Here is a 21,217-nt window from a genome sequence, read left to right on the forward strand (position 1 = left end):
ATAGCTGGCTTGGCTCTGGTTTTTTGCTTAGGAAAAAACTGGGGATAGGACGATCAAATAATCCCGATCCCCCTGACTAATTAGTGAAAATCGGGACTATGACGAATCAAACTCATAAACTCTTGACGAGTCTTAGCAGAATCGGCAAAAATACCGCGCATGGCACTCGTAGAAGTCCAAGAACCGGGTTTTTCAACCCCGCGCATTACCATACACATATGAGTCGCTTCAATCACCACAGCTACCCCTTGAGGTTGCAGTAATCCCTGCAAAGCATCGGCAATTTGTGCGGTTAAACGTTCCTGTACTTGCAGTCGTCTGGCGTACATTTCACAGATGCGGGCAATTTTCGATAAACCGATCACTTTCCCATTAGGAATATAGGCAACATGAGCGCGGCCGATAATTGGTAAAATATGGTGTTCACAGGAGCTAAAAATATCGATGTCTCGGATTAAAACCATCTCGTTAGCCTCCTCATGAAAAACTGCCCCATTCAGCAATTCATCAAGGGATTGCTGATAACCAGAAGTGAGAAATTTTAGGGCTTTTACTACTCGTTTGGGAGTGTCTCGTAAACCTTCGCGATCGGGATCTTCTCCTAATCCTAACAGCAGTGTTCGTACCGCTTGCATCATCTCCGCTTCCGATACCGGCGATTGAGGTTCGGTAATCACTTCGGGAAAGTGATTGTAGTCATCATTATCGAAAATTGCTTTGGACTTAGCTAAGGTCATAGATATTTTTACGGACTCCAATAGTTAATTAATCGGCCAAGTTTTCTGATTTTACCAATGTTAATAAATACCCTTTGCTAGAGTATTTATTTTTCTGGACATCTAGACGATAACTAATGAAAGCTATCGGGTTATTCCTTCGTCTTTGGGGTTATCTCCGTGCGGAAATCTGGAAAAATTGATTTTCCTAGTCACCGAAAAAGTCTTGAGTATCTCCCTAGTTAATTGAGGGCAGAGTTCTACTGCATGATTAATTTATTTTGTCAAGTAGTTCATTTGTTTGCAAATTTGTCCTCTCTGGAATGATAATCGTTATCATTTTAACAAAAATTTTGTCGCCAGATAAAATAGTCCCGTTAAGTTATTTAACTTATTTTGAAGATTTAGAGATATTTTGCGATTTTATCGCTTATATTCGGCAATATTACTGATTTTCTGGTATTCTTCCTCCGAGTATAAATCCGCCGGAGAAGCAAGGCGATCGAGAAAGAGGATTCCTTCCAGATGATCGTATTCCTGTTGAAAGATACCCCAAACAAAAAACGATCGCTCACTATCGGAGCGATCAAATATTTTTAACTGACAACGACCCTAATAATTCCATCTTGGTCCTTTTTCGCCACCGCTTCGCCATCCCGAACCGTTCCTCATATCAACATGGACAAACCCGCGCCGCGCTCCATATCCTAATACCAAATTTCTAAATTCCTGACAGACATAAGACTTCTTGCAGAAGTCAGGCAACAGGCAACAGGCAACAGGCAACAGAAAGAAGAATAGATGCTTTCAGCATCAGGATTGATTACTTTTTGACTTTTGCAAGAGGTTTATAGAGCTTCTAAAATCCAAGACCAACCCGTTAAATAACCGATAGTGTCATTGGATAAACGATTTAAAAGAGCATCGAGTTTATCTCTTAAAGCATCAAGAGATTCAAAAGTTTCCCATGCCAGAGAATTTTTCAGGTACAGCCAAACTCTCTGTTGCGGGGTTAACTTCAGGACAACAAGAAGGTTGATAAAACCAGATAATATTGTCGGGAATTTCTAAGTGTCCCGCAATATGTGCAGGAGCGTTATCTACTTGTAAAATATGTAATTCATTGGGAAAAGCTTGCGTTGTCATAGATATTCTCCGAAACAATCGCCCTCTAAATGGGAGAATTCAGAGAAGAAGCTTCTGCCCTGTCGAGGCTCTACAGCCCCGGACAGCCAAAAGCATTGGAAGTTATCTTGAAAATTACCAATGGGCTTAACTCCGAAAAGAGTTATTTTATTCCGAGCCATAGTGTGACCACCAAATCTCCTTTCATCCTCGCAGCAAAAACTTACTTTCTCGTAACGCTTTACTTTCTCGCTTTCCCTTTCTAGTAGAGCTTTTAGTCGTTTAGATAAGTTCGCTTTAAACTCATCTACTTCGCCGGGTAATTGTCTCGAATTTCGTGGTCTAGGTACTTTTAATTGAGCTTCCTAATTCCTGTCTAACGAGACGATAAACTGTTGTATAGCTAACGGAAATTTCTCGAACGACCGAGAGCCAAAAATAAATCTCTTTATAGCTGGTAAAACCCACTGGGTCTTTTAATTCGTTTTGTCAAAGAGCCACTTCTTCTACCGAAATCTTTTTCGGTCTTCCTGGGGGGTTTCCTTGGGATAATAATCGCTCGATTCCTCCTTTTCGGTATAAACTTAACCAGGGATGGATTGTTCTTTCCCCTCGTCCCATTAATACCGCTAAATGGCGAACCGTCTCTACCTCCCCCATCTTCAAAAAATATAAGGACTGTACTTTAGCGTAGGCTAAACTACTTTTTTGTTGTTTCATTAATTCTTTTAAATCTTCTACTGACTCAACAATATCAATTTTGGGTACGACCGGCATCGCCAATTTATCCACTTAATCATCTTTTCTATAAGTAGGCCATAGTTTTTGAAATTTGGTATGAGTTGGTGCTTTTCTAAGCGTGTTGTGGTGGAATAGGTCTGGCAGCAAGGGATTTTCTCAATTTTTTAGGAGCGTGTCAATCGTTATACTCCCAGACGACGGGCGACTGTGACATAATTTGTGACTAGGTACGGTAAAAGTCGCTAGTGAACCCCGTTAGCCTTGGAGACTTCCTTGCTAGACACCATTTCCACCCTATCCCCAAAACTAACAGCGATCGAAACCACGGGAAATCCTCTCCCCAAAGTTGTCAGTTGTTCCTCCACCTGTCGTTACTGTCGGTTTTATAGGTTTCAGGGGAGAGGAAATGGCTATTGTCAACGCTTGGGAGTCCCTGTTCACAGTCATTGGCGCGCTTGTCCTTTAATTTGTCCACCTTTTGCCCCTTCGTGGGAAAGGTCGGAAAATGGGTAATTCTAAGTAGTTAAGTAGGTAGGCGTTAAAAATTATCAGACACCCCCCTTATCAAGGGTAGGGTTGATTCATGAATCAACCCTACCTTATCAAGGGGGGATCAAGGGGGGATTAAAGGCAAAATCCATTTTTAATTTAATTATAACCAGCTACTTATCTGGATTTTACCGCCTGTATCGAGCAATTTTCTCCCCATCCGCGGCCGGAGCGGGATGGGGTTTTAATCGAAACCGATACTTTCCACTCCACCGCTATCGGGACTGGTGGCGACAAAATAGAGAATTCCTGATCCGAGACCAGCGATCGCTATACTAAAGCAAATAATCCAGACTTGAGCAGGTTCGTAGCTATTACTATCGATCGCTCGCCGGATGAGAAAATACCGGCGCGTGGCGATGACAACGGTTAATAATCCCACCATAGCGAAGACAAAACCCAACAACCAACCCAGTCCTAGAGATGGCGAAGATACTGTCCGTAAACGCAAAATGACCAGACCAAAACCCATCAAAGCGATGGAAGCGCGCATCCAAGACAGATAGGTGCGTTCGTTGGCCGAATGATCTCGCCAGTAATCGGGGTTAAATTTCTGCTTTGTCTTTCGGGATTTAAACAGCATAGAGGAGTTCCTCGCTGGGAAGTTCAATAAAATCAAGTATTCTTTCTTATGGTTTTAATAAATTGTTTTTATCATCTAGTTTTTCGCTTATCTTTAACCAATTCAAGGGACTTAAGCAGATTATCATCCATAAATAGGGGAAGTTTACCGTCCCATCTTTCGATCGCTTTGTTCTGTAAAACTTCTGGACTTAAGGAATCTTGGAGAATGCGATGAGCTGCCGCCTCTCCCTTAGCCAGATTGATTTTTACTTCCGATTCTTTCAGAGCTTTCAGCACCATAAAACCGGCTTTTTTGGCCTCCTGTTCGGCAATTTGTTTGGCTTCCACCGCATCGGTAAAGCGATCGGAGAAGTTGACATGAACCAAAGAAATATCATCGACACCGATATGATAATTTTTCAGTCTTTCGCTCAAACGAATATCTACTTCTCCTTTCACCTCCTCCCGTTTAGTAATTAATTCTTCGGCGGTATATTTAGCCATAACTGCCTTGAGAATTTCCTCCACTGCTGGATCGATCACTCGTTCAATGACAGCCGCTTCATCGCCAATTTGTTGAAAAATATTATTAACTTCTGATGCTAAAATATGCCAATTCAGGGCCACATCTGTAAATACTTCCTGTAGGTCTTTGGAGGAAGCTTCGGCCGCTATCTGTTGTTTTTGGATTCTCACACTTAGTTTTTTCACCGTGTTAACAACGGGAATAATCCCGTGAATGCCCTCATTAAGTATTTTCTCCTGTACTTGACCAAAGACCATTAAAACTCCTCTTTCTCCTGCATTGACAATCACGAAAGGATTAAAAATAATCGCCAAGATTAATAACAAAAAAAAGATATTACTGGGTCTAGATAAAAGGCGATTTTTAGGCATTCTTGCTTAAGACATTAAAAATAAACGATAGGATCGGCTGTCAATTAAGATATAAATCCCTAGAACAATATAGATAAAAGGACTAATTTTATGTCCGTAGTTTGTAACCACTTTAGCTATCCTGGGATGGGTAATCAAAAAATAGGCTAGGACGCACCAAATCCCCATCATGAGATAAAAAACTATCATGATAATTAAGACGTGCATCGGGGAATTATTGGCAAAAAGAGAGGTATAGATACCAATATTATCACCACCATTAGCCACGGTCACGGCGGCAACGTAATAGGTTTGGGAGGGAAAACGAGGAAGAAAGGAGCGATTTTTAGAATAATTAACATCTTCTCTTACTTCTTGAATGTAATCCTCATTTTCCCTTGACAAAAGTTGTTTAATGCCGATAATCAAAGGAATAAATCCTAATAGACCAATCCATTCTTTAGAAACCAGTAACCCAAATAGTAAACCGAGGGAACTAGCTAGGAGAATGAGGGTGAAACCGAGGTATTGACCAACAATCAGGTGTCGAGGTCGAAAATTAGCATTAAGTCGCGAGAAAAACAACATTAGCACCATCAGATCATCAAGATTTGTGGCTACAAAACTCGTCACGCTAGTAATTAAAAGGGCTACTAACCAATTCATAGATTGAAAAAAGAGATAATCCTTCCCATTCTAAATCTCGTAGTGCCAGATTTCCTCCTCTCGTAAAAGAAGACGATGGACGGGAAGACGTTCCACGGCCCCCTGTTGTTCAAGATGATTAAGTGCGCGGGTAATTGTGACTCTAGTGGTTCCTAATAAGTCAGCGATATCCTGATGAGTTAGACGCACATCAATTAATTGTCCGGTACCGGTTTGTTTACCAAATTGATTGCCTAACCATGCCAGTAATTTCACAACCATAATATCAGTACGTTTGTAGCTACGAATAATACTTAGTTCTTGTGCTTGCTGAAGATGAGACAGCAGAATTTCTGCCATTTGATAACTCTCAACTGTGGAAAAGGAAACTGCTTGCACAGGAGTGATGCACTCAACTTGATAGGGATTGACTCTCTCTAGGGTTTTGCCAACAAAATTGCCAGGTCCCCACAATCCCAAGACGATCAGGGTTCCATCTTCTAACCAGGTGGAGGTTTTTACGACTCCACTCTCGATTTTCCAGAAATTAGGGTTTCTGAGGGGCAAAATTGCCCGATTATCAAAGTGCCAGCGATGGGGGGTTGGTGGTTGATAGGTAAGCGTCATGATTGGTAAGTAGTCGTGCAAAATTAATTTCCTAGTCGAGACTCCGAGACAGGAGACAGGAGACGGGATACAGCGATTAGGGATCGGATTTGAGAATTTTGGGGTAAAAACGATAATTACCCCAAAAAAGACCGATTTTATGGCATTGCAAGCCCTATTTATTTCGGGGTGTTAGTCTTCTCCAGTTCCGTTGTGGCCGAGGAGATCAGTTCTTGCCAAGCTCGATCGCTTTCCTGTAGAGTCTGTTTAACCGCGTCGATGGTCTTTTCCACGCGAGTTTTCAGGAAAGGGGAAGCACTGTCTTTGAGTCGTTCGGTGTCGTCGGCTAAGATATCGATCGTCTCGGAGGTATTAACAAGGCTATTTTCTAGGGTAATAAGGTTGTTTTGCAGGGTTTCACTGAGTTTAGCCCCGGATTTGGTCAATTTTTTCGTCAATTTACTCACTTTTTCCCCTAGATCGTCAATATTATCCGCTAAGTCCTCTAGGTTATCCTGTTGAGCTTCGATAATCTTCTTGTCGAGAGAAGGAGCGGCTAGTTGAGCCTTTAGGTCATCGATAGCCGATTTTGTCGCTTGGATGGCTTTTTCATAGGCAATTTGGGCATCTTCCAGAATTTTTGGGCTAGAAACCTCATTTTTTTTCTTAACTGGTTCCACCACGGTGCCACCCGTTGCCGTGGCACGGTCGATGACGGCCAACTGTTCAGGGAGAAGGGGCAAGGCGATCGCATTTCCCCTTCCCCCGAGGAGCAAAGTGACAGTTAAGAGGAAAATCAGCAGCCGGAAAACTTGATTTTTGAGGCTTTGAAAGCTCTTATTTCGGTTGATCATATTCGGATTTTCTTCCATATTCAAAAAAGTGGTTACTTCATCTAAATGCTATCACATAAAATATTTATTTGTTATTTATTTACAAAAAATTTTATAAAAAATTTATTATATTTTTTAACCAATAAATTGCAGGCAAAATAGAAGCTTTTTGAGCTAAAAACTATTATAGAAAAGCTTTTGCTCTTTTGATAAAAATTAATTTTTATCGCTTTTTTATTAATGAGATGCTGAATTATCCGATGAGTCTATTTCTTGATTGATCCGAGATATTTTCTTCCGACCTTTAATATATTTGGCTAAAGGTTGTTTTTTCTTCAGTCGTTTAATGCCACTTAAAGTGCAGAGAGTAAAAAAAGTTCCCACGAGAACCATCTGCCATAAACCGCAGCCAGAAGCCGCGCCTAATCCTGCCGCTAACCAGATAGTCGCCGCCGAAGTCAAGCCTTTTACTTGTATCTTATTTAGTTCCCGATGGGATTGTTGTAGGATGATTCCCGCGCCTAAAAAACCGACACCAGAAGCGATCCCTTGAATAGTACGACTGAGAGCATTAGAAGACGCATAACCCACATCTCCCTCCGCTTGTAGGGGAATCATGACAAACATGGCAGCTCCGAGACTAACGATCATAAAAGTTCTCAATCCAGCAGGACGACCGCCTCGCTGTCGGTTATAACCAATCAGACAGCCGACGGCCATAGCCATACTCAGCCGAAAAATAATCGTTTGCCAATCTTCCGAGTCAAAAAACATTGCTTAACCTAACAAATGAGATAAAAACTTCGCCTAACCAATCAAGGCCTTTTCCAGATGCCGCTTTAAATCGTTCCTATTCTCGATCCCGATCGATAATCGTAGTAAAGCTGGTGTTATAGGTGGAAGTGAGATCAATGGGAACCGTTACCGCCCCATGGCTAGAGTCTGGTTCTTGTCCCCCATGAATCGCCCTCGTTGCAAATTCCATCAATTTATTGTCCTATTAGTCGATATCTTCGAGGTCTTTAAACAGGGCCGTGCTGAGGTAACGTTCCCCAAAACTAGGCTGAATCATGACGATTAATTTATCTTCGTTTTCGGGTCTTTTGCCCACCTGAATCGCCGCCCATAAAGCGGCCCCGGCCGAGATGCCCGATAGTAGTCCCTCCTGACGAGCTAACCGTCGCGCGTAGGCGAAAGCGTCTGTATCATCGACGATAATCACCTCATCGATTAATTCCGGTCGGAAAATGGCTGGGATAAAACCGGCCCCGATGCCTTGGATTTTGTGCGGTCCTGGGGGTCCTCCCGATAAGACGGGACTATTAGAGGGTTCAACTGCGATCGCTTGAAATTGGGGACGACGGGGTTTAATGGTTTCGGCAATACCGGTAATGGTTCCCCCAGTTCCCACGCCACCGATAACGATATCTACCAGACCATCGGTATCGGTCCAGATTTCTTCGGCAGTGGTTTCTCGGTGAATTTTCGGGTTGGCCGGGTTGCGGAACTGTTGCAAACTATAGGCGTTGGGGATGTTTTCGACTATTTCCTCGGCCCGGGCGATCGCTCCTTTCATGCCTTGGCTACCCGGGGTTAATTCTAATTGCGCCCCGTAAGCTTTTAACATCGCCCGTCGTTCTAAACTCATGGTTTCGGGCATAGTCAGGACTAGGCGATAGCCTTTGGCCGCCGCCACCATGGCCAGGGCGATGCCGGTATTGCCGGAAGTGGGTTCCACCAGAATTGTTTTATCGGGGTGAATTAGTCCGGCGGCTTCCGCGTCCTCCACCATACTGACCCCGATGCGATCTTTAACCGAGGCGGCGGGGTTCATACTTTCCAGTTTGACGACGATGCGGGCTTTTACTCCCTCTGCCACTGGGATTCGATTCAGTTGGACTAGGGGAGTCCGTCCTACCAATTGGGTGATGTCTCTTGCGATCGGCATAATCCCACTTGCTTTATACTTGTTGGCTATTTTTGATTATATATGTATTTTAAATGTTTTACAATACTTTTTAGGTCGGAGTACACTGCGAAATGCTGGTGTTGGCACCTCTGATCACAACGTCGGCGGGGATTATCCCTGTCGATTTTTTTGCCTTGCTAGTTTTTTTGGTATATCGAAGCACAATCGATAAAATCATCTTGGGAAATTTCTCTTAATTTAGTTAACTATTATTAGTATATAAAAGCACATCTCTTTAAATAACTTAAAGGAATTATTAGAGAGATGAAAAGAGCGATACTTTTTCTTGGTATAGGTTTACACATTTAATAAAGTTTTCTGAGATTTATCCTAAAAAATTATTTTTTTGCTGTTTTTTTAGGAAACAATTTTTAATAAATAAAGGTGTAAATATGCTCTATAAAATAATTCATGGCAAAAACGAAGTATGTCTGGAAGCGCCTATCAACGCTAAATTCAATTAACAAGAATTGTTCCTCGATATACAAAAAAATCTGGCCAAGGGAGAGTAAAACTTTTTTCAAGGACGATAGTATAGTCCCAAGAAAAAAACTCCTAGATACTTTATCGGAAAAAATAAAGAAAAGCCAGAGAAATCAACCTCGATATTTTGCCGAAACCAATCATCATTATAGGAGATGAAAACTATGGTGTTAGATGCCTTTGCCAAAGTCGTTTCCCAGGCCGATACCCGGGGGGAATACCTGAGCGAGAATCAAGTCAATGCCCTAATTGCCTTCGTCAAAGATGGTAATAAACGGGTCGATGTGGTCAATCGTCTTTCCAGTAATTCTTCTGCGATCGTTACCGATGCCGCGCGTAGTTTGTTTTCAGAACAGCCCGTTTTAGTTGCCCCCGGTGGCAACGCCTATACAAACCGTCGTGCCGCCGCCTGCTTGCGGGATTTGGAAATTATCCTGCGCTACGTTACCTATGCCACCTTCACCGGCGATGCCAGCATCCTCGATGATCGCGCCTTGAACGGTCTCCGGGAAACCTACGTCGCCCTGGGAGTTCCGGGGGCTTCTGTTGCGGCTGGAATTCTCAAGCTCAAAGACGCTTCCCTTGCCCTAGCGGCCGATCCCAACGGGATCACTCGCGGGGATTGCAGTTCTTTACTAGCAGAAGTCGCTTCTTACTTCGATCGAGCGGCGGCGGCAGTTTCCTGATGCTGTGACTTTCTTATCTCAATCCGATTAAACTTTTGTAGGAGCAATTCCATCGATGACCAAAACACCTTTAACCGAAGCGGTGGCTACTGCCGATTCCCAAGGCCGTTTTCTCAGCAGTGCAGAATTACAAGTAGCCTTCGGTCGTTTCCGTCAAGCCGCCATCACCCTAGAAGCGGTAAAAATCCTCGCCCAAAAAGCCCCCAGTTTAGCCCAAGAAGCAGCCAACGCTGTCTATCAAAAATTTCCCTACACCACCCAACTCCAGGGGCCGAACTATGCCTACGATGAGCGGGGGAAATCCAAGTGCGTTCGCGATATCGGCTACTATATCCGAATTATCACCTATGCCCTCGTGGTAGGGGGTACAGGCCCGATCGATGAATATCTAGTCGCCGGTTTGAGTGAAATTAATAGTGCCTTTGAACTATCTCCTAGTTGGTATATCGAAGCCTTAAAATACATCAAAACCAATCACGGATTAAGTGGGGATGCTGCTGTAGAAGCTAATTCCTACATTGACTATGTGATCAACGCCCTTAGCTAATTCCCGTCAACTTCACGTCAACATAAGCTCAAATCTCCTAAATTCACCTCGGGATGAGCGCCGAGGTTTTTTTGCGTCCGTCTAACTTAGGGCTTGCTGAAAAAGTTTTTCGGTGGTGGCAGGGTGTGGGGTGTGGGGTGTGGGGTGTGGGGTTTTATCGATTTTCAGGTGGTCAACTACCTAATTTTCAGGGAAAAAGTACCTGAATTTTCCCCCCAATCACTCCAATGGTCGGCAATTTTTGAGAGAAAAAAAGTCTAAAAACCTTATCCAACAAGATTTTTAGATTTATTCAGCAAACCCTAACTTGGTCGTCGTCGGGAACCGACCCTAACAAAAAAACCATCTTGGGCAAGATGGTTAAACACAACGAGTATAGACCGAGAAACTTGATTTTAGACCGCTTTTTCTGGCCCGGTAGCGACGGGCAGCTCTGTGGTACTGTACTCTGTCCAAGAACCTTCGTAAATTCGCACCTTGGGATAACCGAGCAGATGTTTGAGGACAACATACTGTAAAGTCGCTTCCCGTCCGGTACTGCAACTGACGATAATATTATCCGAGGGCTTGATGTTGCGTTGGGCAAGAATCTTCCTGATTTCGTCTAAAGATTTCAATTTATGGGGATTTTTCAGGGATTCATCCGGATTATTCGCCTCCGTAAAGGTCGGCCAGGGTATATTTTTCGCCCCCGGAATATGACCATTTCTCAGCCAGATATCCTGTTTCCCCTGAAAAAGTTCTTCCGGTCTAGGATCGATAAAAACCACATCCGGTTTGCCGATCAATTTCTCTACTTCTGCTAAATTTACCCGAATCGAGGGATTATCACGGACAGTAAAGCTCCCGGGTTGATATTTAGGGAATTCTTTAGTTACCTTCTGTTCGGAACCCTTATAACCCTTAAAACCCCCATCTAAGACGGCAACATCTCGGAAACCTGATCGCTCTAGTAAATAGGCGACCATGGTTGCCCCCAAGACATCGCGACCATCGGAATATACTACCACTCGATCGCCATTAGTGATTCCCGCGGCGGCAAAGAGACTGCCAATTTTATCCTCTTGCCAATATTGAACCGGTAAAAATCCGTTTGGACCACGAAAATTATTATCGGCTATATTCACCGCTTTCGGTAAATGACCGGTGATATATTCCAAAGGATTAATCCGCACATCGAGAATTTTTAACTTCGGATCGTTGAGATTTTGTGCTACCCACGCCGGCGATACAAAGTCTATCTTAGTCTCAGATTTAGACGTGGCCATCAGGGGCGATGACGGTGCTAAGGTAAAGGTTAAAATGCACAGAAGAACTAAAGTGAAAAAAGTAAGGGGACGGCTTTGAAACCGTCCCAGGGATAGACCCTTCCCTTGACGCAGTTTTGGTTTCATGATTCAGTGTCAGCGACGAATATCAAACGATAATCACTATAGGGCTTTGATTAGCTTTCTCCAAAAATTTAGGTATAACGTGATATTTTTTTTGGCAGCAAGTCGATCAACTAATTATTAATTTCCTCTTGGGTGTTGATCGCCTTGGGTGTCTTTAATAACTGTTGCCACCAGAGATGAACTAGGAGGGACCAAGCACTCGCTAAAAGCCAAGAGGCAAGGATATCACTAGGAAAGTGAACTCCTAAATAAAGACGGGTCCAAGCAATAACCAAGAGGAAGGGAATCCCCAGTAAAACTACCCCTAAAAACCAGCGCTTTCTCCAAGATAGGATCAGTAAAGAAACCACTAACAGGGAACTAAATAGAGCATGACCGCTAGGGAAGGCAAAATCATCGGGTAAGGGATAAAATAACTGCCAAAATTGCGGGCGATTCCGATGAAAAAGAATCTTGAGATTATAACTAATAGCCCAACCTCCCGCCATGGTTACAAGGAGATAAGCGAACCCATACCAGTATTTTTTTAGGGCAAAAATCAGCAGTGAAATTGTTAGTATCGGAGCCACTCCCCAATAAGTGCCTAATCCCGTTAGTTTTATGGCCAAAAAATTTAGGTTTAAATTAGCGGTTTGATGAATAGATAGCAGCAGCGATTTTTCCCAAGCAAATCCTTGGGGATGCTGGTCAATAGCGATCGCTAAATCCGTAAAAGTTAGCGATGTTAACAAGATAGCCAAGAAAATTAAGCTATTGTTTAAGTAAGTTTTGGGAATCACGGGTAAAAAGTGGCGACAAGGATAACGGGGGCATTCATCCGACATTTTAGGTAAAGAATCAGTAATATTAGGGAAATCTCCGGTCAAAATTACTAGGTTTCGTTAATATACAATTTTCGCTGCTCCAGCGCCAATTGCCGGAATTCCCCTGCCGCAAATTTGCCCTGGCAAGGACGTCGCTCTCGCTCGGACTCGACCAAATAGATATAATCACAATCAACCCCTTCTAAATTGGTATTTTCGGCGATTTTCCAAGCTTCGATACAAGCGCCCGTTAGGGTGGCTCCCTGTAAATTGGCTCTCATCACGTTAGTATGGGCTAAATTCGCCCCTTCTAGATTAGCCTGGGCTAAATTTGCCTCGCTGAAATTTGCTCTGGTGAGGTTGGCATTTTTGAGGTTAACTCTGTAAAGATTTAGTCCGCGAAAATTATAGCCAATATAAGTTTTATTTTCCCCTTGACCGGTAACGAGAAGATTTCGGGTAGCAGTATCGGCCAGAATTGTCTTTTCCCAGCGCGCTCGCTCGATGCCCGATACCAGATAAAATCGAGTTCTAGTGAAATCTTTTGCCCTTAAATCAGTGGCTTTTAACTGCGCTGCCGTGAAATCAGCTTCTTTGAGATTTGCCCCCCCAAAATTTGTGCCTTTACTGGCTAAAAAAGCAATGGCCAGGGATTTCGTGATCGTTTCTCTCGATTCTTCTAGGGATAACCAGGCCAGATAAGCGGTGAAACAAGTTCCAAAAATACCAACAATTAAAGCTATAGGCAAAGTTAAATTAACTACAGCTACCGCTGCGAATGCTGCTTGAAAAACCAAGATAATTACTGTTAATAAACTTAAAGTTAAGCTGATTAAAATTGCTAGGATAAAACTGATTGTTTGACCAGAAATCAAGGATAAGACTAAGGGCAATCCCCCAACTCGCTGACGATAAAATATTCCGTAAATTAGTGATAAAATCGTGATGATCAGCGCAGCAATGATTTTAAATCCGGTTACATTTGTCACCAGCATTAAAGCTAGATAATAACCCACTAATCCCCAGAAAAAACCGCAGATAGCCGCTATTAACCAAGAAATTAAGATTAATTGTAGATGGCCGCGTTTTTGTAATCCTGCTTTGGCCTGTGTAAATTTAGTTCCCTCTAAAATAGCCCCTTGAAAATTAGTGCCACGGATATCCGCTTCACTAAAATTAGCCCCCGATAAATCCTTTCTGCGAAAACACTGTCCTTTTAAGTTTACTCCTGTAAAATTGCGTTTGCCCTTGGCATATAAATCTAGTATCTCACTTGCTCTCATAGAAATTACGGAGATGTGTTTTGGGGTTGAGTGATTAATGTAATTCATAATCCATAGACAATTATTAATTATATTTTTTTATATTTTCTTAATTAAGCTATTTTAAATCAGCTGCCCGCGTATTTAAGTGGGTGGGTGGAATTAAATATAAGATGAACGTAGGTTGGGTTGAAGCATGAAACCCAACGCCCGCTCATGTTACGCTACCGCTAACCCATCCTACAAATAATTGTGCCTCCCTACTTAAATTGCTGGTGGAGATGAGGCAAAGGGGGGGTGAGGGCTACGAATAAAGAAAAATGGGATAAGATCATCAAAAAACTGGAAAATTGTCACCTTTATAGAGAATATGACTAGACAAACCGCTAATCTCGGACAAACAGGAATTGCCGTCAGTGCCTTGGGCATCGGGACATGGGCATGGGGAGATAAAATATTCTGGAACTATGGCAAGGAATACGGAGCTAATCAGGTAGAAGCGGCCTTTAAAGCGGCAGTAGAGGCAGGAATCACCTTTTTTGACACTGCCGAAGTCTATGGACTAGGAGAATCGGAACGACTCTTAGGAAAATTTACCCAAGAGACAGATATTCCCATCGATATTGCCAGCAAGTTTGCCCCCGTACCGTGGCGTTTTGGGGCGAATGCGGTGCATAATGCCATTACCGACAGCTTAAACCGTCTAAAAACCGATAAAATGGCTCTTTATCAGGTACATTGGCCCTTCACCTTCCTGATTAGCCAAGAAACCCTGATCAATGCCCTAGGGGAAGAAGTAAAACGCGGCCGCATTGGTTCCGTGGGCGTAAGTAATTATTCCGCCGAGCAAATGCGTCAAGCAAGCCAGATTTTGGCGAAAAAAGAGGTTCCCTTAGCGGTCAATCAGGTGCAGTATTCGCTTTTGTATCGCAAAATAGAAACTAAGGCAATTTTAGCCACGGCCAAGGAATTGGGTGTCACCATCCTCGCCTACAGCCCCCTCGCTCAAGGACTACTGACGGGTAAATATAGCCCAGAAAGCCAGAATTTGCCCGATGGAGCCAGGAAAAATGACTCGCGGTTCAAAAAAGAAGGTTTGGAGAAAATAGCCCCAATTTTAAGGGTACTGCAAGAATTGGGCGCAAAATACCAAAAAACCCCCGCACAAGTCGCCCTCAATTGGTTAATCGCCCAAGGAGATGTGATTCCCATTCCGGGGGCCAAAACTGCCGACCAAGCGATCGAAAATGCCGGGGCCTTAGGATGGAGTTTAGAAGCGCAAGAGGTGACGCAATTAGAACAGATGAGCCGGCCTTGGCTGTAAAAATCAACAGTTTTGATTTTTGATCACCATTCTGGAAAAAGTCTCTAACTTCTTGGGGATCAAGATCAAAACAGGCTACAATCTTTGCATACTCCTGTACTACTTAAGAAAACTGGGGACAAAATTAATGGCGACAATGACAAGTAATCCCGATCGAGATAAAGCCTTGGGTTTAGTCTTAAATCAAATCGAACGCAACTTTGGCAAGGGTTCGATCATGCGTTTGGGAGACGCCACCCGCATGCGGGTGGAAACCGTGCCTAGTGGTGCTTTAACCCTAGATATGGCTTTGGGTGGCGGTTTACCGAAGGGCCGCATCGTCGAAATTTACGGGCCGGAAAGTTCCGGCAAAACCACTTTAGCCCTCCATGCGATCGCAGAAGTGCAGAAAGCTGGGGGAGTGGCGGCCTTTGTCGATGCGGAACACGCTTTAGATCCCACCTATTCGGAAGATTTAGGGGTAGATATCAATAATTTACTGGTGGCACAACCGGATACGGGGGAGGCTGCCTTAGAAATAGTTGACCAGTTAGTGCGTTCTTCGGCCGTGGATATCGTCGTCATCGACTCGGTGGCCGCTTTAGTGCCGCGGGCGGAAATTGAAGGGGAAATGGGGGATAATCAGGTGGGTTTACAGGCCCGTTTGATGAGTAAAGCCCTGCGAAAAATTGCCGGTAATATTGGTAAATCCGGTTGTGTGGTGATTTTCCTCAACCAACTGCGGCAAAAAATCGGTGTCACCTACGGCAATCCTGAAGTGACCACCGGAGGAACGGCCTTAAAATTTTATGCCTCGGTACGTTTAGATATCCGTCGCATTCAAACTTTGAAAAAAGGCACGGAAGGAGAATACGGAATTCGGGCTAAAGTTAAGGTGGCTAAAAATAAAGTCGCGCCTCCTTTCCGGATTGCTGAATTTGATATTATCTTCGGTAAAGGCATTTCCCAAGTGGGTTGTATGCTGGATATGGCCGAACAAACTAACGTGGTTACTCGTAAAGGGGCATGGTATAGCTATAATGGCGAAAATATTGCCCAGGGTCGCGATAATGCCGTTAAATATCTCGAAGAAAAGTCAGAAGTAGCGGCGGAAATTGAGAAGTTATTGCGGGATAAATTAGATATGGGTTCGGTTCCTTTCCCCACGGAACCGGCCGATGAGGACGATGAGGACGAACAGGAACCAGAAATCTAAAAGAAGAGGGTTTTAGGTCTTGGTTATCCCCCTATTTCGGGGGATTTTTTTGTTTCAGAATCGATAGATTTCGCCGCTTCTAACCATGATTGTAAACCTTTTTTGGTCGGTGTTCCTTTAGGGGTAAAAGTCCATAAATCTCGTTTATGTTGCGGTCCGTAGCTGATATGAATCGGGCGATTAATTCCGTAAAAATAGAGAGAGTCAAAGGGTAATTTTTGGTTTAAAATCCAATCTATCAGGCGATCGCTAGTTAAGTCGATAATCCGAAAATCACAGGCTGCCCCCAATCGCTGACAATAATATTGACTTTTTTGATTAATTTCGTGGCCGCAATGTTGATCGCGACTGGGATCGATTCTCCCGTTTTTTAAGCCGGTGATCGGGTCTTTTTTTTGGAGAAGTTTTCTCAGATCATTAGAACAAAATCCATAGGTTAATTGGAATCTTTCTCGACCAAAATTATCAATAATTGGATCGATAATAAAGTGAGCGAGATTCTGCCACGCGGTTATCGTTTCAGGATTTTTTGGATAGGGATCGATTTGGGATGCATACTTTTGATAGGTTTGGGAACAGGTAGATAATTCCTCTAGGGTTAAATATTTACCAATTAACATAATCAGTTATAGCGTTTTTCAGTCTGCTGAGGTACAAAAGTTATGGGTTTTAGGCAAAAGGCAAGAGGCAAAAGGCAAAAGGGAAGAAAAATAGGTGTACCTCACTAGCTTAGGAAACGCTATATTAGTTATTAGATGGTATTTTTCAGTTTATTAAACATCTCTAAAAATTATAAACTAATTATAACAAATCCTGTTTAAAAAGTATAGGGGAGTGGGTTTTTTGAGTAACGTACAGAAAACGGGTTTCTCGGAGAGAGTTGATTCATTGTAGGGTTGATTCATGAATCAACCCTACCCGTTGGGGGTTTTGGGGTTTTAGTTCAATTTCCCCACTTCCTAATTCCCTTAGAGGGTTTGATAAGCTTTCAGGGGGGCAATTTTAACGCTTTCGGGGACGAGGGGAAAGGTAGTTAATATATGGAGTTGATTCATTGTAGGGTTGATTCATGAATCAACCCTACCCGTTGGGGGTTTATGGGGTTTTAGTTCAATTTCCCCACTTCCTAATTCCCCTACAGGGTTTGATAAGCTTTGAGGGGGGCAATTTTAACGCTTTCGGGGACGAGGGGAAAGGTAGTTAATATATGGAGTTGATTCATTGTAGGGTTAATTCATGAATCAACCCTACCCGTTGGGGGTTTTGGGGTTTTAGTTCAATTTCCCCACTTCCTAATTCCCCTACAGGGTTTGATAAGCTTTGAGGGTGGCAGTTTTGACGCTTTCGGGGACGAGGGGAAAGGTAGTTAATATATGTTGAAATTCTGTTAAGGTTAATTCATACAAGTGGGCGACTATTGCATCTAATTTCGCTCTAATTGCCATTCTTTCTGCTTCTTCTGTTACTCCATTTTTATGGGAACCTATCCCCACTTCTTTCGCTAATTGCTCAAATTCTTCTGTAGTACAAATCAATTTTGCTGCATTTTCTACTATCTCCTGAAAGTATTTATCTCCCTCTTTTAGTCGGGGGATAGGTAGCTGGTAGATGTAGAACATATTAATATTAGCAGATACTTTTTGTCTAGCACAAAAATCAATAATTAGTGAATTTAAAATTGCTTCTAAAAATATTAATTCGGTGTTAGACGAAATGTCTGAAGATACTAAAATAGAATTGCCACAGAAAACATTTTTAGGAATTGTCCCTACTATTAATGTTCTAATATCAGTATTTCTAGCAATTGACCGAAATCCTAAACGATAGGTTTGATAGTCCAAGATTTGACCTTTATCGACTTCACCGCGTTTTAATAAAGCTTGTCTTGCTTCCTTTTCATCTAACCAGTATTTCGGTAAAGCATACCGATGGGTGAATTGATGAATCATTTTTCCTTCGTAGAGGGGTAGTCTTCCCTTTGCGGGTTCAGTTTTAAATAAATGACTATCATTAGTCATATCAAATTCGCGAGTTAACTTGAGATTCCATGTATCGGGAAGGGTTTCCCCTAGCAGGGGAAAACGAGACATTTTTTCAGCGATATGAATATCTATATCTTGTTTAAATTCCATTACCGAGAGGGAATCGGGGGATAGTTTGCGGATTAAATCGACGCTAATTACTAAACTATCTTTATGGGGAAAACGTTGTAATTCCTCAACATCGTGACGCATAAACTCTACAGGAAAGGAAAGAGTTTGTTTATTTTTCTCAAAAGTTAAGATAGCAATCTTAAAACTTCTATGGACATTTTCAAAAATTTCTTTACGATTTTCAAAACAAAATAATCCTGTCACGTTTGTCTGAGAAAATAACATTTCCCGCAGTTGCTTGGTTCCTAAATCGGTATAAATTCCACTGGGAATAACTATTCCACATTCTCCCTGGGGATGGAGAAGATTAAAACATTGTTCAACAAAAAGCTTATAGAGATTAATATCCGTCCCTTGCTTTTTACCATTGACAATAGAGATTTGATTTTTATATTGTTCCGAGGAACGAAAATAGAGACTAACGTGGGGGTATTGACTTTGATATTCTAACCATGCTTGAGCGATTTCGGGATTAGTTAACAGTTTTTTTTGTTCCTTTTCAAACGTCTTGATGTCCATTTTATTTTTAGTCACCAAGTCGCTATGCTGAGAAAAAAATTCTTTCGCTTGCGGTTTAAAGACTTCCCAAGGGGGATTGGTGATAATCACATCAAAACCACCTTTTTCTGTAATCAGTTTATCGAAGTGATAACCCCAGTGAAAGGGTTTCAGGGACTGCATATCAGAGAGAGTTAATAAACGTTTCTTTGCTTTTCCCGTTAATTGTGCGGATTCGTACTTAATTGACAACTTACCGCTAAACTCATCTAAGAGAATTTGGTTTAATTTCTGCACCGATTCGCGGTTGACATCCTCGATGTGATTGCGTAACATCTGGAGACGGTTTTCTTGGGGGGTTCCCTCTACTTCTCCCAACCGAAAAGCGTGTTCTTTGTATAATTCAATACTGCGGTTTTTTTCCGCGAGAATTGTCTGATAATTTTGCGCGGTGAGGGTTTGCAGAATGTTTTCCTCTCCCATGAGATTAAAACTTTTTTCGTCCACGCGAATTAAACCGATGAGGGAATTTCCCGACATGATATTAAAATCAATATTCGGTAAGGGTTCCAATTCTGTCACCGATTGTGCGGCAGCAACTAAAGCGAGAAATAAACGCAGTTTCGCGATTTCCGTTGCTTCCTCCATGATATCGACACCATAGAGATTATCGGAAATAATTCTTTTTTTGATGTAATATCCGAGAGAGGGATGGGATTTTCTTACCTCTGTTAACCACTGTTTTAATTTACTGTCTCCCCGTAGTTCAATTGTCCCAATCACCGCGCTATAAATTCCGATTAATGTCTTCATCGCAGCCACTAAAAAAGCACCGGAACCACAGGCAGGGTCTAAAATAGAAAGCTGGGGAAGAATATCTTCAATCAGAAGCTGACAGAGGGGAGAATCGAGATTAATTAGTAGTTCAGAAATACTGGCAAATTGTTTGCGGGGATAATGTTGATTACTTCTCTCGACAATCCATTTATTAATCGTCCTATCACAGAGATATTCGGTAATCTCCGGACGGGTATAGTAAGCACCGAAAGCTTTTTGGTTGATATACTTTTCAAAGATATATCCCAAAACATCGGGGTTAATTTCGTCATCGCTTCCCCCCGGAGTGTCGTCAAGATTCCAGGAGTAACGGGAGAATAAATCGAGGATATTCTCAAATGCTTGGTCATCAATACAAATGTTTTGATAAAGATTTTCGAGGGGATGTTGGAGAAATAATCCTCCGTTAAGATATTTGACTTTTCCCACCAATGCAGTTACTGTCTCATCTCGTTGGGATTCCGGTTTAGCGAATGCTTGGAAAAAGAGGGTTTGCAGAAACTGACGATAAAATAAATTTTTCCCGCGTCGTTGACTTGCTTGTAATTGGTTTTGCAGATAGTTGAAGTCGTTATCGATAAATCCCTTGCGCTGCAGGAAATAGACGAACATTAAACGATTGAGAATAACGGAAGTGTACCATTTTCGATCGCTTTCTCGATCGATTCCTTGGATAAAGGGGAGGAACTGTAAATGCTCTCGCTGAAATTCCTGATAAAATTTCTTGGTAATCTTTTCGATATCGAAACCTTTTTGTAAGCGATGGGCCACCTCCACCACGGAGGGTTCCCCATCTTCAAAATCGGTGATATCGAGGACTAATTCCGCTAGTTTACCGAGAAATAAATCTCCCGGTTGTCCTTTTATATAAAGATGGTCACGGATATAACTTTTACTTCCCTCTCTTTTTACCCAGTACCATAAACTGCGCGTCCGTCCCCCATCGACGAAAATTAGCAGATTTTCGGCAATTCTTTCGATAACTTGCTGGTGAATGTCCCGACGAAGTTTCGCATCGGGTATATCGGTAGTTGTCACCTCTAATACTGCTACTCCGGACACCTCCGCAATTCGTTGACAGGGATATTCTTGATTGTCAACGGTGATACTAACAGTTTTTTTTGCGCGAGGATGAGACCATCCCAATTCCTCGATAAACAGTTCCCCAAATTGGAAGTTAGATAATAAGTCACGAGTCCGGGAGAAGTTGAGGGACATATTAGACCTCTTGGAAAAATTAAAAATTGTTGTTAGGGTTAGGAGTCAGTTATCAGTTATCAGTTAAGTAGGTAAGCGTTAAAAATTATCAGACACCCCCCTTATCAAGGGTAGGGTTGATTCATGAATCAACCCTACCTTATTCAAGGTAGAACCTTGGAACGAGATAAGGGAGGATCTCCCTCCTTTTCCC

The 21,217-nt window shown here is 42.5% G+C and carries 19 protein-coding genes and 2 pseudogenes; 5 read left to right on the forward strand and 16 right to left on the reverse strand.

The features are described 5' to 3' along the window. Positions 1-80 precede the first annotated feature (80 nt). From folE to RAM70_RS15700, 3 genes and pseudogenes are all read right to left on the reverse strand, one after another. On the reverse strand, positions 81-737 hold the full coding sequence (gene folE, locus RAM70_RS15690) for a GTP cyclohydrolase I FolE (protein WP_045357386.1): 657 nt from the start codon (positions 735-737) through the stop codon (positions 81-83). Between the two features lie 402 nt (positions 738-1,139). Beyond that, positions 1,140-1,277, reverse strand: a pseudogene (locus RAM70_RS15695) (peptide deformylase); the annotation flags it as partial. Between the two features lie 287 nt (positions 1,278-1,564). Continuing rightward, a pseudogene (locus RAM70_RS15700) lies at positions 1,565-2,618 on the reverse strand (IS630 family transposase). 237 nt (positions 2,619-2,855) lie between these two features. Between RAM70_RS15700 and RAM70_RS15705 the strand changes: the two are divergent. Further along, positions 2,856-3,095 carry a hypothetical protein gene (locus RAM70_RS15705; RefSeq protein WP_287999621.1) on the forward strand — a complete coding sequence of 80 codons (240 nt, stop codon included), beginning with the start codon at positions 2,856-2,858 and terminating at the stop codon, positions 3,093-3,095. A 220-nt stretch (positions 3,096-3,315) separates the two neighbouring features. Here the strand turns inward: RAM70_RS15705 and RAM70_RS15710 are convergent, their stop codons facing one another. The 8 genes from RAM70_RS15710 to cysK form a co-directional block, all read right to left on the reverse strand. Further along, positions 3,316-3,714, reverse strand: a complete 399-nt coding sequence (locus tag RAM70_RS15710) for a YidH family protein (RefSeq protein ID WP_045357391.1) — start codon at positions 3,712-3,714, stop codon at positions 3,316-3,318. Positions 3,715-3,785: 71 nt separating this feature from the next. After that, entirely contained in the window at positions 3,786-4,592 is an 807-nt protein-coding gene (locus tag RAM70_RS15715) for a prohibitin family protein (RefSeq protein WP_045357393.1), read from the reverse strand. 6 nt (positions 4,593-4,598) lie between these two features. Further along, positions 4,599-5,237, reverse strand: a complete 639-nt coding sequence (locus RAM70_RS15720) for a cadmium resistance transporter (protein ID WP_045357395.1) — start codon at positions 5,235-5,237, stop codon at positions 4,599-4,601. 30 nt (positions 5,238-5,267) lie between these two features. Next, complete coding sequence (locus tag RAM70_RS15725; RefSeq protein WP_045357397.1) at positions 5,268-5,843, reverse strand: Crp/Fnr family transcriptional regulator; 576 nt, start codon at positions 5,841-5,843, stop codon at positions 5,268-5,270. 158 nt (positions 5,844-6,001) lie between these two features. Continuing rightward, on the reverse strand, positions 6,002-6,676 hold the full coding sequence (locus RAM70_RS15730; RefSeq protein ID WP_045357476.1) for a hypothetical protein: 675 nt from the start codon (positions 6,674-6,676) through the stop codon (positions 6,002-6,004). A 216-nt stretch (positions 6,677-6,892) separates the two neighbouring features. Next, entirely contained in the window at positions 6,893-7,429 is a 537-nt protein-coding gene (locus RAM70_RS15735) for an MgtC/SapB family protein (protein ID WP_312674550.1), read from the reverse strand. Positions 7,430-7,505: 76 nt separating this feature from the next. Further along, positions 7,506-7,640 carry a PLP-dependent transferase gene (locus RAM70_RS15740; protein ID WP_112537333.1) on the reverse strand — a complete coding sequence of 45 codons (135 nt, stop codon included), beginning with the start codon at positions 7,638-7,640 and terminating at the stop codon, positions 7,506-7,508. A 15-nt stretch (positions 7,641-7,655) separates the two neighbouring features. After that, positions 7,656-8,603 (reverse strand): cysteine synthase A, encoded by a 948-nt coding sequence (cysK, locus tag RAM70_RS15745; protein ID WP_190381422.1) that lies wholly within the window; start codon positions 8,601-8,603, stop codon positions 7,656-7,658. Between the two features lie 671 nt (positions 8,604-9,274). Between cysK and cpcB the strand changes: the two genes are divergently transcribed. Continuing rightward, positions 9,275-9,793, forward strand: coding sequence for a C-phycocyanin subunit beta (gene cpcB / locus RAM70_RS15750; RefSeq protein WP_002733930.1), 519 nt, complete (start codon positions 9,275-9,277; stop codon positions 9,791-9,793). A gap of 55 nt (positions 9,794-9,848) precedes the next feature. Next, positions 9,849-10,340, forward strand: coding sequence for a C-phycocyanin subunit alpha (gene cpcA / locus RAM70_RS15755; RefSeq protein ID WP_002732914.1), 492 nt, complete (start codon positions 9,849-9,851; stop codon positions 10,338-10,340). A gap of 395 nt (positions 10,341-10,735) precedes the next feature. Here the strand turns inward: cpcA and RAM70_RS15760 are convergent, their stop codons facing one another. From RAM70_RS15760 to RAM70_RS15770, 3 genes are all read right to left on the reverse strand, one after another. Then, positions 10,736-11,734 carry a sulfurtransferase gene (locus RAM70_RS15760; RefSeq protein ID WP_045357404.1) on the reverse strand — a complete coding sequence of 333 codons (999 nt, stop codon included), beginning with the start codon at positions 11,732-11,734 and terminating at the stop codon, positions 10,736-10,738. A gap of 110 nt (positions 11,735-11,844) precedes the next feature. After that, positions 11,845-12,513, reverse strand: a complete 669-nt coding sequence (locus RAM70_RS15765) for a phosphatase PAP2 family protein (RefSeq protein ID WP_045357478.1) — start codon at positions 12,511-12,513, stop codon at positions 11,845-11,847. 92 nt (positions 12,514-12,605) lie between these two features. Beyond that, on the reverse strand, positions 12,606-13,820 hold the full coding sequence (locus tag RAM70_RS15770) for a pentapeptide repeat-containing protein (RefSeq protein ID WP_242017365.1): 1,215 nt from the start codon (positions 13,818-13,820) through the stop codon (positions 12,606-12,608). A gap of 349 nt (positions 13,821-14,169) precedes the next feature. Here RAM70_RS15770 and RAM70_RS15775 point away from each other — a divergent pair, with 349 nt between their 5' ends. Together RAM70_RS15775 and recA are read left to right on the forward strand one after the other, a co-directional pair. After that, positions 14,170-15,123: an aldo/keto reductase gene (locus RAM70_RS15775; RefSeq protein WP_045357409.1), complete on the forward strand. Its 954-nt coding sequence runs from the start codon at positions 14,170-14,172 to the stop codon at positions 15,121-15,123. A 127-nt stretch (positions 15,124-15,250) separates the two neighbouring features. Next, on the forward strand, positions 15,251-16,318 hold the full coding sequence (gene recA / locus RAM70_RS15780) for a recombinase RecA (protein ID WP_045357411.1): 1,068 nt from the start codon (positions 15,251-15,253) through the stop codon (positions 16,316-16,318). A 23-nt stretch (positions 16,319-16,341) separates the two neighbouring features. Here the strand turns inward: recA and RAM70_RS15785 are convergent, their stop codons facing one another. Both RAM70_RS15785 and RAM70_RS15790 read right to left on the reverse strand, forming a co-directional pair. Beyond that, positions 16,342-16,938: a hypothetical protein gene (locus RAM70_RS15785; RefSeq protein WP_312674560.1), complete on the reverse strand. Its 597-nt coding sequence runs from the start codon at positions 16,936-16,938 to the stop codon at positions 16,342-16,344. Between the two features lie 681 nt (positions 16,939-17,619). After that, positions 17,620-21,024, reverse strand: coding sequence for an Eco57I restriction-modification methylase domain-containing protein (locus RAM70_RS15790; RefSeq protein ID WP_312674562.1), 3,405 nt, complete (start codon positions 21,022-21,024; stop codon positions 17,620-17,622). Positions 21,025-21,217: the final 193 nt, after the last annotated feature.

This window comes from Microcystis wesenbergii NRERC-220 (assembly GCF_032027425.1).
Lineage (GTDB): Bacteria > Cyanobacteriota > Cyanobacteriia > Cyanobacteriales > Microcystaceae > Microcystis > Microcystis wesenbergii_A.